The sequence below is a fragment of the Radiobacillus deserti genome (genome assembly GCF_007301515.1).
GTDB lineage: Bacteria > Bacillota > Bacilli > Bacillales > Amphibacillaceae > Radiobacillus > Radiobacillus deserti.
Genome location: NZ_CP041666.1, coordinates 2,525,092 through 2,541,243, shown reverse-complemented (window position 1 = coordinate 2,541,243; position 16,152 = coordinate 2,525,092). Strand labels below are relative to the sequence as shown.

12 protein-coding genes and 1 pseudogene are annotated in these 16,152 nt (G+C 38.3%); 10 read left to right on the top strand and 3 right to left on the bottom strand.

Annotation, left to right across the window (positions count from 1 at the left end; translation table 11 throughout):
* Nucleotides 1-73: 73 nt before the first annotated feature.
* From FN924_RS13455 to FN924_RS13440, 4 genes are read left to right on the top strand one after another with little or no spacing between them, the layout of a single operon-like run.
* A complete protein-coding gene (locus FN924_RS13455; RefSeq protein WP_143895319.1) occupies nt 74-949 on the top strand; it encodes a carbohydrate ABC transporter permease in 876 nt (291 codons plus the stop codon).
* On the top strand, nt 949-1,773 hold the full coding sequence (locus FN924_RS13450; protein ID WP_143895317.1) for a carbohydrate ABC transporter permease: 825 nt from the start codon (nt 949-951) through the stop codon (nt 1,771-1,773). Before FN924_RS13455 ends, FN924_RS13450 begins: the two co-directional genes overlap by 1 nt.
* A gap of 20 nt (nt 1,774-1,793) precedes the next feature.
* Nucleotides 1,794-4,109, top strand: coding sequence for an alpha-xylosidase (gene yicI / locus FN924_RS13445; protein ID WP_143895315.1), 2,316 nt, complete (start codon nt 1,794-1,796; stop codon nt 4,107-4,109).
* Between the two features lie 30 nt (nt 4,110-4,139).
* Nucleotides 4,140-7,154 (top strand): glycoside hydrolase family 3 protein, encoded by a 3,015-nt coding sequence (locus FN924_RS13440; protein ID WP_143895313.1) that lies wholly within the window; start codon nt 4,140-4,142, stop codon nt 7,152-7,154.
* A gap of 78 nt (nt 7,155-7,232) precedes the next feature.
* Here FN924_RS13440 and FN924_RS13435 read toward each other — a convergent pair whose 3' ends face one another.
* From FN924_RS13435 to FN924_RS13425, 3 genes are read right to left on the bottom strand one after another with little or no spacing between them, the layout of a single operon-like run.
* Nucleotides 7,233-8,255 carry a hypothetical protein gene (locus FN924_RS13435; protein WP_143895312.1) on the bottom strand — a complete coding sequence of 341 codons (1,023 nt, stop codon included), beginning with the start codon at nt 8,253-8,255 and terminating at the stop codon, nt 7,233-7,235.
* Nucleotides 8,252-9,484 (bottom strand): glycosyltransferase family 2 protein, encoded by a 1,233-nt coding sequence (locus tag FN924_RS13430; protein WP_143895310.1) that lies wholly within the window; start codon nt 9,482-9,484, stop codon nt 8,252-8,254. Before FN924_RS13430 ends, FN924_RS13435 begins: the two co-directional genes overlap by 4 nt.
* The gene (locus FN924_RS13425; RefSeq protein WP_143895308.1) at nt 9,481-10,269 is read right to left on the bottom strand and encodes a hypothetical protein; all 789 of its coding nucleotides are present in this window, start codon (nt 10,267-10,269) and stop codon (nt 9,481-9,483) included. The genes FN924_RS13430 and FN924_RS13425 overlap by 4 nt, the downstream gene beginning before the upstream one ends.
* A gap of 147 nt (nt 10,270-10,416) precedes the next feature.
* Here FN924_RS13425 and FN924_RS13420 point away from each other — a divergent pair, with 147 nt between their 5' ends.
* From FN924_RS13420 to FN924_RS13405, 6 genes and pseudogenes are all read left to right on the top strand, one after another.
* Nucleotides 10,417-12,093 (top strand): polysaccharide deacetylase family protein, encoded by a 1,677-nt coding sequence (locus FN924_RS13420; RefSeq protein ID WP_143895306.1) that lies wholly within the window; start codon nt 10,417-10,419, stop codon nt 12,091-12,093.
* A 218-nt stretch (nt 12,094-12,311) separates the two neighbouring features.
* Complete coding sequence (locus FN924_RS13415) at nt 12,312-12,545, top strand: hypothetical protein (RefSeq protein WP_143895304.1); 234 nt, start codon at nt 12,312-12,314, stop codon at nt 12,543-12,545.
* Nucleotides 12,546-12,675: 130 nt separating this feature from the next.
* Nucleotides 12,676-13,692 (top strand): metal ABC transporter solute-binding protein, Zn/Mn family, encoded by a 1,017-nt coding sequence (locus FN924_RS13410; RefSeq protein WP_143895302.1) that lies wholly within the window; start codon nt 12,676-12,678, stop codon nt 13,690-13,692.
* Nucleotides 13,693-13,931: 239 nt separating this feature from the next.
* Nucleotides 13,932-14,117: pseudogene (locus tag FN924_RS18930) on the top strand (TIGR03943 family putative permease subunit); the annotation flags it as partial.
* Between the two features lie 26 nt (nt 14,118-14,143).
* A complete protein-coding gene (locus FN924_RS19890; RefSeq protein WP_407692019.1) occupies nt 14,144-14,230 on the top strand; it encodes a hypothetical protein in 87 nt (28 codons plus the stop codon).
* A 396-nt stretch (nt 14,231-14,626) separates the two neighbouring features.
* Nucleotides 14,627-16,048 carry a YcdB/YcdC domain-containing protein gene (locus tag FN924_RS13405; RefSeq protein WP_143895300.1) on the top strand — a complete coding sequence of 474 codons (1,422 nt, stop codon included), beginning with the start codon at nt 14,627-14,629 and terminating at the stop codon, nt 16,046-16,048.
* Nucleotides 16,049-16,152: the final 104 nt, after the last annotated feature.

Below are 16,152 nucleotides of genomic sequence, written 5' to 3'. Positions count from 1 at the left end.
TCAGATGAGTCAGTTGCTCTTTTTAACAATCTTCTTCGAAGTCTATTAACGGAAGAAAGGACATCATTCTAAGATGAAATCTAAGAATTTATATCCGTGGTATTTTTCTTCAGGTGCCATTATTATTTATACGCTTTTTATCGTAGTTCCTGCGATTGTTGGGATTTATTATTCTTTTACAGATTGGAATAGCTACAGTACGGTTAAAAATTTTATCGGACTAGACAATTATAAAGAAATTTTCGCTGGGGATGACGTGTACCTAACGTATATCAAAAATACGTTTGTATTTACGATTTTTACTACCATTGCTAAAACGATATTAGGCTTATTTATTGCGATTCTACTAGTAAGTGGAATAAAGGCAGCAGGCTTTCATCGAATGGTTATTTTCTCCCCACAAGTACTCTCTTTTTTAATTGTCGGTTTAGTCTTTAAAAGCTTACTCGATCCGAACTATGGATTTCTTAACAATATGCTCGAATCCCTAGGATTGGATTTCTTAGCTAAAAGCTGGTTAGGATCCGTGGCTTGGGCTATGCCTTCTGTTATGGCTGTTGATACGTGGAAAGGGATGGGGTATATCATGGTTCTTTTCGTGGCTGGATTGCTTGCAATTCCTCAGGATTACTATGAAGCAGCAGAAATAGACGGAGCGGGCTTTTTTCAAAAACTATTTCGGATTACTCTGCCTATGCTGATGCCAACGATCACCATTGCAACTGTTTTAAATATTACGTATGGGATGCGTGTGTTTGACATTATTTATGTTCTAACAAATGGTGGCCCAGGATATGCGACCGATGTTATTAACACCGCCGTATATCAAGCCTTTGCGAAAGGATACTGGGGAATGGGAAGTGCCTTGTCCTCTGTCCTATTCGTCGTAATGGCAGTCGTATCCGTATTTATTATTCGAATTATGACGAGAAGTGAGGTGGAACGATAATGCGTTTTCGAAAACTCATGATAAAAACGGTATTGAACGCAGTGGCATGGATATTAAGCCTCCTTGTGCTTATCCCATTTGTAGTCGTTATTATTAATTCCTTTAAAACAGATGCAGAGGTCAATGTATTAACTCTTAAGCTTCCGGAAAAATGGATGTTTGAAAATTACAGTGTCGTGTTTGAACGAGGGAATCTAGCGGTATCTTTTTTTAATAGTACGTTGTATTCGGTAGTCAGCTCGTTATTACTCGTAATCGTTGTTGCTTTTTCTGCCTTTGTTCTAGCGAGGAATACGACAAAGCTGAATCGATTCATCTATTATTTTTTAGTTCTAGGGATTACCCTTCCCTTAAATTACATTCCACTCATGAGTGTCATGAAAAGCTTACATCTTATTAATTCACAGTTCGGGATTATTCTTTTATATACAGCGATGGGGATTCCCATTTCTCTATTCATCACCTATGCCTTTGTTCATAACATTCCAAAAGAGTTAGATGAAGCGGCTGTCATGGATGGATGTAATGCGTTCTCCTTATTCTTTAGAGTTATCATGCCGTTATTAAAACCAATATTAGTTACTGTCTTTGTTTTAAACTTTATGAATGTATGGAACGAGTTTACCGCGCCACTCTATCTATTAAATGACGTGGACAAATGGCCGGTTACTCTTGCTGTTTATAATTTCTTTGGTCAGTTTAGTGCGCAGTGGAATTTAGTAAGTGCCAACATTGTGCTTACCTCCATTCCAGTGTTACTCGTTTTCTTGTTTGCACAAAAGCATATTGTGGGTGGACTTACATCGGGTTCTGTTAAAGGTTAATTGCGAAAGGAGTAGTTGTTGTGAAATTTACGAATGGAAATTGGTTAGTGAAAGAAGGATTTATGATTCATCATCCGCATCAAGTTCATGATGTGCTAAAAGAGGAAGACGCCCTCACCCTTTTTGTTCCTTGCAAAGCAATTCGTCACCGAGGGGATACATTGGATGGACCGTTACTTACCATTCGTATTTCCTCGCCGATGGAAAATGTTTTTCGAATACAGACGTGGCATTTTAAAGGAGGAAAGGAGAAGTATCCTCAATTTAAGTTGAATCAGAAAGCTTCAGCAATAGAAATTTATCAAAATAATCATAAATGGGAGCTTTATAGTGGTCAAACGAAGCTGAAAATTCCTACAGATGATATTTTTCGGATGGAGTTTTTTAATCAGGATAAAAAGCTTACGCATAGTGATCAAAAGGGTCTGGCTTGGATTAGGGGAAATGACAACAAGACGTATATGAGAGGGCAGTTAAATATAAATGTTGGAGAATACTTTTACGGGTTGGGAGAACGATTTACTCCTTTCGTGAAAAACGGGCAAGTCGTAGATAGCTGGAATAAGGATGGAGGCACCAGTACAGAGCAAGCGTATAAAAATGTGCCATTCTACTTGAGTAACAGAGGGTACGGGGTGTTTGTTAATCACCCGGAACATGTCGCTTTTGAAATGGGTTCAGAGATTGTGTCTAAAAACCAGTTCAGCGTGGAGGGGGAAGAGCTAGATTATTTCTTTATTAACGGCCCAACTCCAAAAGAAGTGTTGGAAAGGTACACAGACTTAACCGGAAAGCCAGCTGTACCACCAGCATGGTCCTTCGGGCTATGGCTTACGACTTCTTTTACGACCGAATACAACGAAGAAACGGTGAATCATTTTGTGGATGGCATGCTAGAAAGAAAGTTACCTCTTAGTGTTTTCCACTTTGATTGCTTTTGGATGAAGGATATGGAGTGGTGTAACTTCGAATGGGATGAACGAAACTTCCCGGATCCAAAAGGGATGATCAAACGATTAAAAGATAAAGGGTTAAAAATCTGTGTTTGGATTAACCCGTACATCGCTCAAAAATCAAAGCTGTTTGCGGAAGCAGCGAGTAAAGGCTATTTATTAAAACGTCCAGATGGAGACGTATGGCAATGGGATCTATGGCAAGCGGGGCAAGGAGTCGTAGACTTTTCAAACCCGGATGCATGTGAATGGTATGCAGATAAGCTAAGAGCATTGATTGATATGGGAGTGGATTCGTTTAAAACAGACTTCGGAGAGCGTATTCCAACGGATGTAGTTTATTGGGATGGATCTGATCCAGAACGAATGCACAATTATTATTCGTACAAGTACAACCAAGTTGTATTTGATGTATTACAAGAAAAGAAAGGGGGAGAAGAAGCCGTCGTTTTTGCTAGATCTTCAACTGCTGGTGGGCAGCAATTCCCTGTTCACTGGGGAGGAGACTGTTATGCCACCTATGAATCCATGGCGGAAAGCTTACGTGGAGGGTTGTCGCTTTGTCTATCCGGATTTGGCTATTGGAGTCATGATATTGGAGGTTTTGAAAATACCGCATCACCAGATTTGTTTAAACGTTGGTTAGCCTTTGGGTTGTTATCAAGCCACAGTCGCTTACATGGAAGTTCTTCATACAGGGTTCCTTGGCTTTTCGATGAGGAAGCAGTAGATGTTACTCGGTTTTTTGCTCAATTAAAAAATACATTGATGCCGTATCTAATGAATGTAGCAAAAGATAACAACAAGACTGGGATTCCGCTCATGCGTGCCATGGTACTAGAGTTTCCTGAAGACCCGACTTGCGCGATGTTAGACCTTCAATATATGCTTGGTGATTCTTTATTAGTTGCGCCTATCTTTAATGAGGAGGGAGAAGCGAGCTATTATTTACCGAATGGTAAATGGACGAATCTACTAACGGGAGCCGTCGTGGAAGGTGGCACATGGCAGCAAGAATATCATGATTACATGAGTATTCCATTGTTTGTACGAGAACACACTATTTTACCAATCGGACAAAACAAAGAAAGACCAGATTATCATTATTCAGAGGAAGTAACATTTTATGTTTATGAGCTACAGGAGAGAAAGAAGGCAAGCGCAGTTATACGTAACGTTACAGGAGACATCGTTGGTTCTATCTCCATGGAAAAGGATGGAGAACAAATAGTAGTAGAGGCAGACATGCCTTCCTCGTACTCTATTAATTTATCAGGTTATTCCACTATAGCCAAAACGACGAGTGGTCATTGGTCGACCGGTAAACAAGGGGTACAGATTATACCAAAATCTAGTGACTCACAATATGCTATTCACTTATAAGATACTTTTTAAAATGGAAGGGAGAATGTAATGAAAAAAGCTAAACGAAATACGAAAATGGTGTTTAGTCTATTATTAGTATTTGTTCTAGCATCTCAGAGTTGGCTACCCAGTTCCATAGAAGTACAATCTTCAGAAAAAACATATGAGTATCCATTTAAAAACCCTAATCTACCATTAGAGGAAAGAGTGGACGATTTAATCTCGAGATTAACACTAGATGAGAAAGTATCATTCCTCCATCAATACCAACCGGCGATCCCTAGATTAGGGATCAAATCTTTTCGTACCGGTACAGAGGCGCTCCATGGGGCAGCTTGGCTAGGAGAAGCGACTGTTTTCCCGCAAGCTACCGGACTAGCCAATACGTGGAATGAAGCATTGATTAAAGAGGTGGGGTCTGCAGTAGGGGATGAGGTTCGTGCTTTTCATACGCTTTATCCAGAGGATGTAGGTCTCTCGGTATGGGCTCCAGTTGTGGACTTGCAACGCGATCCACGTGCAGGTAGAAATGCGGAAGGCTTCGGAGAAGATCCTTATTTAACGGGAAAAATCTCGACTGCATACTCCGAAGGACTCAAAGGGGACGATCCTTTCTATGTCAAGACAATTCCGACACTAAAGCATTTTTTAGGCTATAACAATGAAAAAAATCGTGGTTCCAGTTCTTCAAGCCTAGACCCTAGAAATCTATATGAATATCAACTGAAGTCGTTTGAGCATGCGATTAAGTCTAAGGCAGCCTTATCAATGATGCCTGCCTACAATTCTATAAATGGCAAACCAGCAAACTTAAGTCCTCTGATTCAAGAGGTTGTGAAGGATCGGTGGGCAGATGACTTTTTTGTTGTAAGTGATGCTGGTGATATTTCTGGCTTAGTGAATGATCACAAGTATGTCCGTACGTACGAAGAAGCCGCGGCTTTATCCATTAAAGCTGGAATTGATAGCTTAACCGACCAAAGTGCTGATTCGGAAACGGTTTTAAAGTGGATTCATGGTGCGTTGGATAAAGGTTTATTATCCGAATCGGATATTGATCAGGCTGTACGAAACATCTTGCCGCTCCGTTTCCGAACTGGTGAATTTGATGGGCCAGCACTTGATCCTTATTCGGGAATTGACGAGAGTGTTATTAATAGTAAAGCACATCAACAACTAGCTCTTCAAACAGCGCAGGAGCAGCTAGTACTTTTAAAAAATGAACAAAAAGCTTTGCCTTTGAGTAAAAATACCGATGGAAAAGTGGCGGTCATTGGTCCTTTGGCTGATCAAGTATTTAACGATTTTTACAGTGGAACACTGCCTTACGCAGTATCCACATTAGATGGAGTGAAAGCGAAGCTTCCGGAGGAGCAGGTTGCTTTCTCAAGAGGAGTCGACCAAATCGCCTTGAAATCTGTGAAAACAGGAAAATATGTGACGGCATCTCCAGAAGGAAATGTAAATTTAGCAGCAAATGCAAAGGAAATAGGTCAAAATGAAACATTCTCGCTCTATGATTTTGGTTGGAATCAATATTTGTTGCGCTCCCATGCTAATGACAAATATGTATCCAATACGTTTAGCGAGGATGTGAAAAATAATGAAAGTTCACCTGGACGTCAGGAAAATGCACCAGGTACACAGGATTGGTTTACGTATCAAAACTACAACTATGAGAAGCAGGAAGATGGAACCTATTCCTTATACAATTATCAATGGGGACATTGGGATACTGGGCTTGAAGGTGGCCGGTATGTGACGGTTGGAGAAGAAGCTCCTCATTCTCTTACGGCATCAAAAGTATCGGTAGAAGGAGATGCCGAAAAATTTGAAGAAACTATTGTCGTAGATGGAGAAAAGGATGCGCAACAAGTAGCGAAGGATGCAGAAGCTGCAATTGTCGTCGTTGGGGATCAAACGTTACTGAACGCTCGCGAAACCATCGACCGCCAAGACATAATTCTTCCGCCATCTCAAAAAGAATTAATCGAGAAGGTAGCAGCTGTTAACAAAAATACAATTGTAGTGCTTGTCTCTAGTTATCCGATGGCTATGCCAGAAATAGAAGCCAATCCGAACGTAAAAGCTATTCTGTATTCTTCGCATGGCGGGCAGGAAGAGGGAACTGCCATTTCGGATGCGCTATTCGGAGACTATGCACCAGCAGGTAGAGTGAACCAAACGTGGTATAAAAGTGTGGATCAGCTTCCTGACATCATGGAATACGATATCATTAAAGGAGAAAGAACCTATCAATATTTTGAAGGAGAAGCACTTTATCCATTTGGCCACGGATTAACCTTTACGAACTTTAAATACGATAATCTAAGATTAAGCTCCCATATGATTGATGCGGATGAAAAGGTGAAGGTAAGTGTAGATGTTAAAAATGTAGGGGACATCGCCAGTGACGAAGTTGTTCAACTGTATGTTCATGACAAAAAGTCTAGTGTGAAACGTCCAATAAAAGAGCTGGAAGGATTTAAACGAATTCATCTCAAGCCAGGTGAAACGAAAAAAGTAACGCTAACTCTATCCGCAAGTGAATTGGCTTTTTGGGATGTTACGAGAGAAAAATACGTCGTAGAAACAGGTGTATTCGAAGTTTTGGTAGGACGATCTTCTGAGGACATCAAAGAGAAGAGTATTCTTTATGTAAAAGGTGAGAGAATTCCGTCTCGAGACCTTACAAAAGAAACGAAAGCGGAGAACTACAACGACTACAGTGGAGTAAAAATTGTGGAAGAATCCAAAGACAGTTCTTATGCAGTAGGGGATATTGATACAGGAGATTGGCTCCTTTATAAAGATGCATGGTTTAGAAAGCGGGTTTCACAGTTTAATGTTCGAGTTGCAAGTGAACAAACTGGTGGAACGATTGAACTTCGTCTAGACCATCCGAAACGAGGAAAAGTAGTAGCAACAATTTCTGTTCCAAATACTCAAGGGTTGCAAAAGTGGAAGAATGTCAACGTAGAAATGAAGAGACTTAAGGGGAAACATGATGTGTACCTCACGTTTAAAGGGAATATGGCGGTTGACTCGTTTTCGTTTAAGTAAATAGTTGTAAAAGGAACAGCACCTACTTTGATTTGTAGGTGCTGTTTGATTGGTATGTGGTATTGGCGCCACAAAATCCTATTGCTGCTTATATAAAACATCTGCCAATCTCGCATACATGAAATCAAAAAAGTGAATCTCATTGTAATTTGGATTTTTTTGAAATGGAGGCTGTTGTACAAGTAATGCATGGACCTGGTCTGCATACTTGTCGTTGTCCGTTTCCAAAAAGTAGAGAAGAGCTAACGCATATACCGAGCTAGACTCATAGGCAACAGATTTTTGAAGGGTTTCTTTTTGATATCCACCGAATAGTTTGCCAGTTACATCTAATTCTTGTTTCAACCAGTGATCAAAGGAAGTGGGAGGACTGCCTATAATTTTGTAGTATTGAATCGCGATTAACAATTGATCAATCATATTAATCGTCGAAGGAGACGCTTCCATAAACTCCTGCTTCTCAACGTCATAGATTTCACGGAAAAATGGTTTTTTGAGTATAGAGTCTTCCATTACTTGTTTATAGGAAGCTTCGTCAATGGAGCTTACGTCTTTTAAAACGTCATGGTTTATATAGCTTAAATGGAAGATGGTTGATTTTTGATCTGCATTCCAATCATAATAATCTACAACCATGCCTTTATTTGTTTGTGTATCAAGTAAAGTTGTTTGTAATTCATTAGCTAATTTTATATAGCTATCATTTAGGAATTGTTTACTGGCCCCCTTTAAGCTTTCAATCACTCGTAAATCATCAACAGATGCATTAGTTGTCGTATCCTCGGTAAGTTGCCATTTTAAGAACAACTGACCACCTTGCTCTACCACATAATCCTCTTTTAATACATCTACTTGTTTGGCAAACTCTTCCTCATCTTTAGTTACTAGTAAGAAATACATATATTGGCCAATGCTCTCCGATAAGTATTGAGCATCAGCTAATCCACCATAGTTTCTTATCCATCCTTCTTCGTTTACATAATGCTCTTGAATAATCGCTTTCACTTCTTCCGCGTACGGGTCTTTTTTGGGTACGAAAAAGAATACAACAATAAGGGAGAGCGTAGCTATCATAGTCATTAAAATTAGTTTCTTAATCACGCCGCTTCTCCTTTTTTAAATCGTTTCGTTTTATCCCACGCTATTGCTTTTCTCGTAATACGACTCCAAATATAGGCACTTCCACTTCTTAATAGAAGGAGTAGGAAGATTTGGGCATAGGTAAAATACATGATTAAACCTATAAAAACATTAAAAGGAGTAATGGTTTTTTCAAGCACCATTGCACTTATAATCTGAGCGGTATAAACAACATAGCTCATAAACCAGAATAAAAGCAATGGAGATTCAAAATCGGGAAGATCATATCCAATCAATGACATGATAAACCACGTATTAGAGAAGAGTAATAATACAACAAAAAAGAAATATGTTAGGACATGTTGCATGCTATGAACGAAGGTTTTCCCTTTCCAAAATTTCCACTCGTGGAAGGACTTCTCTAATAAATATAAATTCCCGGTTAACCAGCGAGTTCTTTGACGAACGAACGTCGTGATTCTCTCAGGCTCCTGTTCCCAAGTATGGGAGTGGTGAACGACAGGTAGGGTGTAACCCATTGCAGTAAGTCTTACGGTTAATTCCGCGTCCTCAGCTAGTGCATAAGGATCATAACCGCCTGCTTTTTCTAAGATGTCACGTTTTAACAACATATTTGTGCCTGCTAAAGAGCCCGTTTTAAAAGCTCGCCATCTTCCACTTTGCATTAACAATTGAAACACCTGAAATTCTAGTGCAATCATACGTGTAAGAATGTTTGTATCTGCATTAATCGTTTTTACATATCCTACAGCTCCAGCAGCATCCTTTGTCGTTGCTGCTGCATGCACCAATTCAATAACCGCATTAGGTTCAGGCTGGTTGTCCGCATCAAATACGACAAAGTAATCGGAATTCGTAATGGACAGTCCATAGTTTAAAACACGTGACTTCCCTTTCGGTGAACCAGGTGGAACCTTTACATAATGAATACGAGAAAAAGTACGTCCAAATGCTTGTACAATTTTTGCTGTATGATCACTTGAAGCATCATCTAACAAATATACGTTTAAAGCTCCTGGATATTCCAGTTTGACCATGGCATCTAACGTATCTTTTATGACCACTTCTTCATTATGTGCCGGAATAAGTACGGCAACAGAAGGATAGAAATCTAGCTTTATATCCTTTCTAGCTTTCATCCTTTGCATAATACCGACAATGGTAAGGTAAGAATAATAGATAAGCATCGACCAGAAGAACAGCATAACTAAAACGAGTATTGTCTTCATCTTAATGAATGCACCATCCCATTTGTTTTCCTTTTCAATCCGTCCATCTCCTCTTCTGGTATAATTTCGTAGCTAACTGGAATCTCAATGAAGTTCAATTGGTTTCGTAACATATCAAACAGACGATTTATTACTATGTTACATCCTTGTTCGTTCGTGTTTTGAAGGAAAACTAAAAAGGTATGTTCCGATGTTTTGGTCACAAAATCAAATTCACTTCTAATAGCTTGCAGAATAGAAGTAGAAAATACATGATTCATTGAATCTTTGGTATGCTCTAAACTATGAACGGTAAAGGAAACATAATAGTTCGTTTCTCCTCTTCTTTTCGTCCCAGTTGAAATAACATTTACTCGGTTTAGAAACTCAGACGGCATAAGTACATTGGTTGTGCTATCCCATTTCTCCAGCTCTTGGACACGCTGTCGCAAGCTCTTTACGTCCTCCTGTATCTTTTTCACTGCGGCAAATAGAAGCCAAAGGATAATTAAAGAAGCTGTCAGAAATATGTGCTGAATGACAAAATCTATTTGGACCTGCAAGGATGACCGTCTAAAGAAACCATAAAAAAGAAGGATAAAGCCGATTAACAATACAATGGAAAGTAGTATAATAAAATTACGACTTGTTGAGAAAAAATTCATTATTATAATAGAGATTAGGATAATAGATAAATTCACTAGGAACAGGATGTCATTACTAGATAAATAGAATAAACCAAGAAAGCTAATTAACAGTAAAGTAACTAGTAGGTGTAGTGTTGTTAATGACTTCACTTGATGCATTTCATCCGCTCCTTTTATTTGGGTTGACAATTATTTATAACGTATCCTATCTGGGTCGAAATTACTAGTAATATTTCAAATGTTTTTATGGAAATTCTATGAAATGATTTTTAGTATAACTCTTATTAAATAAAGAGGGAGCAATGTATGAAAAAAATAGCTTTTATTATACTTATTTTATTTCTTATTTCTATTAATGGAAATCTTGTGACAGCGGAGCAAACAGAGAATCATGTACTTATTTTATACTCTCCAAATAGTGAACAAGATGTAACACAAGTTCAGATCCTCGATTTAATTGTTGGTGAGTTTACTAGCGATATTACCATAAAACAAGTGAGTGACTTTCAACCAAGTGACCAGGATACCTATACTGAAATTATTTATATGGGTTTAGAGAGCGAGCCCTTACCTTCATCTGTTCAAACCTATATGGAGGATTTTCAAGGGGGAGTTTTATTTATTGGACATAATGTGGAGCAGTTGACAGATAGATTTGATTTTATTGTACCATCTGGTGAAAAATTAGTAGATTCGGTTAGCTATCCGACTAAGAATTTGAAAGAAATGCTTCCAGAGGAAAGAATTATCATTCAAGCAAAACGGAAACAGGAAACGGAACAATTACTTATAGCAACTAGTAAAGATGGCGCTACCTATCCTTTAATGGTTTCTCAAAACAATTCTTATTATCTTGCTAGTGAATCCTTATTTAAACCAGTAGGGAGTCTTGTAAGAGAAGTGCTTTTTACTTTTTTTAATCAATCAGATCACGGACATAAGCTATATTTACGGTTAGAAGATATCCATCCCAAAACAAACCCGGATAATTTAATGGAAATTGCTACCTACCTAGCAGAAGACGATATTCCGTATATGGCCGTTGTTATACCGGAATATGTTAACAATGAAACAAAGCAAAAGATACATCTTTCAGATTCTCCAAAATTAGTGAAGACCTTGCAATATATGCAAGACCATGGTGGTACTATTGTCCTACATGGCTATAAGCACCAATATCGAGATAGTGAAACAGGGGAAGGGTATGAATACTGGGATGTTGAGAACGGTAGGCCTATTCTACAGGACCCTAAGGCAAAAGCCTTAAAAAGAGAAGATTTTTCTTCAGAGGAAGACTATCAAAGGTTTTTAACAGAGGGACTAGATTATGAGCGGTCCTATATTAAGCAGACCCTTGAACAGGGGATTCAGGAATTAGTTGCACATAAGCTATATCCTTTAGCCTTTGAAGCACCACACTATGCTATGTCCCAAACTGGGTACAAGATTCTTGCGGAACACTTTTCCACTTATATCGGACAAGCTCAGCTTTCCGATAAGAATTGGAAGGCTGTTTATGCGCCTCTTTCCCAAAGTAATCCTAGATTTTTAAGAGGAATGACTCTTATACCGGAAACACTAGGATATGTGGAAGATGAAAATCCTGAGGCTATTCAAGACATGAAAGAATTGGCGTTAGATTATCTAAATTATTCAGGATCGTATCTATCTGCCTTTTATCATCCGTACTTAGGTGTTGATAAACTGCAAGATCTTGTGAACATGTTGCAAGAGCTTCCGGATACTGCTTGGGGCAGTCTGAAAAACATGAACAATCATGTGGAAATGGGTGATATTGCGATTTCCTCTCATAATGGGAAAATTGAAGTAAGTAAAGACTTTTTATCCAGTGAATATGAGGAAAAGCTCTTTTATAAAAAAGTACTCGTTTGGGGTATTCCGAGCATTATTGGAATGATCCTAGTAACATGGATTATTTTATCAAGGAGAGCAAATCGTGCTCTACATAAAAAGGACCTTTGAAACATAGTGGAAGCAGTTAATTTGCAAGTAAAGAGCCGCTAATAAGATGGGTATCAAGATAATCATGTGAAGATATTGCAGAACTTGCAATATCTTTTTTGTGGATATAAACATATTTATCTATGTTAAACTTATTGATAAACTACCTGTACGAGTGTAGATTGGATCCATCGCAATCCTGACACGATTTGTGTATATGAAACAAAAACCAGTAATCAATGTGTGGAACAATTGAGGATCCGTTAAAAATCAAGAAAATCGTATCATTTATTAATAATGCGATGGATTGGACGGATGATATAGAACCACATAAAAATAGGATGTGGATGAAAATTGGATCGTTAAACATGGAAGTACTATTTGAAGCGGAGAAGGAAATTTATTTACGCTCAGATGAAGGTATAAAAATGATGAAACCAGATCCAGAGTTTTTAAAACTAATAACTTTTTAACCTACACGTTAAGGCTGCAGAACTAATTCTGCAGTTTTTTTATTTGGAACAAAACGGAATTATTCCTATTTACAAAACGAAATGGTTACGATATAATTTGTTTGGATTTGAATTAGGAAGGGAGAAAAGAATGAAAAACTTAGCGAAGGTACTGAGCTTTCTTGCATTGGTTACAATGATTTTAAATGCGTGTGGTCAAGATGAAGAAGCTAGCCAATCTACAACTGATGATGCAAAAGACGAAACATTAAAAATTTATACGACATTGTATCCACTGCAGTATTTTACAGAACAAATAGGAGCTTCCTATGTGGAAGTGGAGTCCATTTTACCAGCTGGGGCAGACGCTCATACATACGAGCCAACCTCTAAGACGATTGTAGATATTGCAGAAGCGGATGCATTTGTTTTTCATACAGATGAAATGGAAACATATGCTGCAACGATTAAGGAAGCATTAGATAAAGATATTCCTACTTTAGAAGCGGCAAAAGGAATTGCGATGCTGGAACACATTCACGGAGAAGAAGCGACAGAAGATGGACACGATCATGCAACAGGGGAAGAACATGATCACAGTGAGGAAGAAAGTGCAGAGGAAGAGCATCGCCACAATCATGGAGATCAAGATCCCCATGTGTGGCTAGATCCAATCCGTTCTATTGCGATGGCGGAGAATATTAAGGACATGCTGATAGAACTTAAGCCAAAAGCAAAAGAAGAACTAGAAACTAACTTTGCAGACTTAAAAGAAAGATTAGAAAAACTAGATGAAAAGTTTCATAGTCAGTTAGAAGCACAAGCTAGGAATGAAATTTTAGTTACGCATGCTGCATATGGATATTGGGAAGAAGCATATGGCATTGAACAAATCGCGATTACTGGATTGTCCCCATCCAATGAGCCATCCCAGAAGCAAATAGAGAACATTATAGATGTGGTAAAAGACCATGGTATTCAGTATCTATTATTCGAGCAAAACGTGGAACCAAATGTGGCTAAAATTATTCAGAATGAAGCGGGACTAGAGTCCCTTGATATTCATAATCTAGAAGTGTTAACAGAAGAGGATATCGAGAATAAAGAGGATTACTTTTCGATTATGGAAAAAAACTTAGCGGTTCTAGTAAAAGCACTAGAAGAATAGTCTAATAGGGGACATCCCAGTTTGTAGGAGTGTCCCCATCATTACAATATCGATTCCGAACGAAACGTCTCCAGTTCCAGATGACAATCCGCAAGTTCGAATGTGGATGCTAATATAGTATCTCGAGTTAGAATATGATCAAATTATCGAAGATACAAAGCAAAAGCCCATCTATTCAAATGTCGGATTCTTTATATGCTACCTAATCAGCAGATAAAAAGTGACATCAAAGCTATGAGGGTAGACGAATTACCTTACATGGCTTTGTGTTTAAAGAGGATAGATTTATGGAGAACCAGCTTGTGATAGGTCGATTCATTATTACTCATTGTGTAGCAGATTCCAGTATAATCGGCTTTTATCAGAATTTGAGGATGCAGCATCGTTGCCTCAAGATTAGTGGATTGAAGCAACCGGCAAAATAAAAATTGAAGCTTTCAATGGTGTGCAAATGCCAACGGTTGAGGTGACGGAATGGAAACAAGTGGAGAGACTGGAACAGCCGTATCTGTACCCGTTAAGTATTGAAATTATGTAAAGGAGAAGCTGATATGGTTTAAAGGCCATATCAGCTTCTTTTTTATGAAACACTTTCCATTTTATAAACGTATGTAATACCAGAATCTTCTCTTAAGGAGGTTGGCTGCGCATGAATTTTTTTACATTTCTTTAATCGTAGTCTACTTAATGTTAAAAACAGAAAAAAGATCAATCAGATAACAAAGAAGAACCTTGTTAGCATAGTAATTGTTAATGATTGGTATCGCCACGTTAATTATCTATGTTGGTGGAAACTGGTTACTTGGATTTATTGAAAATGGAATACTCAGCACTATCGTTAAGTTTCTGATTGTGGTGGTAACCATTGTAGCATGTAGCACAGTTATAGACACACTAATGAAGAGGATTACTAGTTAAGGGAGGAGAATTGTAAATGGATAAGAAAGAGTTAAAACAAAAGGCCTTAACACTTGTAAGTATCCCTGATCATTATGAAACGATAATAGAGGAATGTATGGTAGAAGAAAATGGAGAGGGGGAAGCATTTTTCACTTGGGCAAATAAAGAAAGGGAAGAAGGAATAAGTGTTACACTTGATTTAGATGGAAACTTACTAAAGCTCTCTATAGATAAGAAGATGGTTGAAGAGATTCGTCCTTCTTTAGATATACAGGAAAGAAAGGAACTTGCGGAACAATTTTTACTTACGCATCATCCAGAAGCGTTAACATCTTTAACCTACCATCGATCTGAAAATAGAAGTCGCGCTGTTCGCTTTTATTATGAGCAAATCGTGATGGACTTACCGCTCCCAAGTGCTGGGTGTTTTATTGATGTCACTGCTAAAGGTGAAATCGTTACGTTTTCATTGGATGGAATTAAGTCTAATCCTAAAATCCCAGAGAAATTTATTCAAAAGCAAAAATTGTTCCATGATGTCACATCTAGGCTTTCTTTTAATTTATTGATCACGAAATTGTACAAGAATTTGTACGAGGTTGAAAAAGATAGGCTCTATATGGTGTATGAACCGGAGCCGTTCATGGAATATGTCGTGGATGCAGTTGAACCTACCTTATCTACTATACATGAAGAAGAAGAAAAGGTTTATACGCCACTACCAAAAATTGAAACAACTAGATTTGAGCGTAGCACGATAGAAGAAATAGTTGGAATAACAGACAACATGGAAATGATAAGGAAAGTGGATCTTGGTGAAGAAACAGGAATGGTTTGGCGAGACCGTGATTGGGAGAATGAAACGAATAGCCGGTCAGTCGATGGATTCTTCCATAATCAAAATGATGGAACAGTGAAAGCATTTGTTACGGAGTCTGGTGACGTACGGAGTTTTATGTGGTTTGCGGAACGAACTGGAGAGAAGAGCTTAAATCGAGATGAATGCTTTCAGATTACACTCGACTTCCTGCAAAGCATGATTCCAGAATATATGCCTTATTTAAATGTTAAAATGACTTCTGATGATGGCGATGAGATGTCAGACAAAGAGCATTTTTTATTCCGCGTACATAATGGTCATGGCATTACGTTTCAAACTGAAATTGTGACTGTGGCGATTAATCGAACAACTGGAAGAGTTGACTATTATAGTGGTCCTAGAGCTTCGGTTGAGGAGCTTGAAGAATTGCCTCTTGAACCCCGGTATAGTGAAGAAAGAGTAAAAGAAAAATTCTTAGAGCATCTAGATTTTGATTTAGCATGGACTCGGGATTATGAGGAAGAGGATGGTTCCTACAAGCTTGTGTACAAGCCATGCGACCGCCAGTCAAGAAGAAAGGTTCGATTTATTGATGCCCTTACAGGGGAAGTAATATTAGACAAAGAAGATGATTAATATAATAGAATAACTCACAGTAGACCACCTTATTGGTGGTCTTTTCAATGTTCACAAAATGTTCACTTATGAGAAAAAAGTATTGTTGATATACTGATCATCTA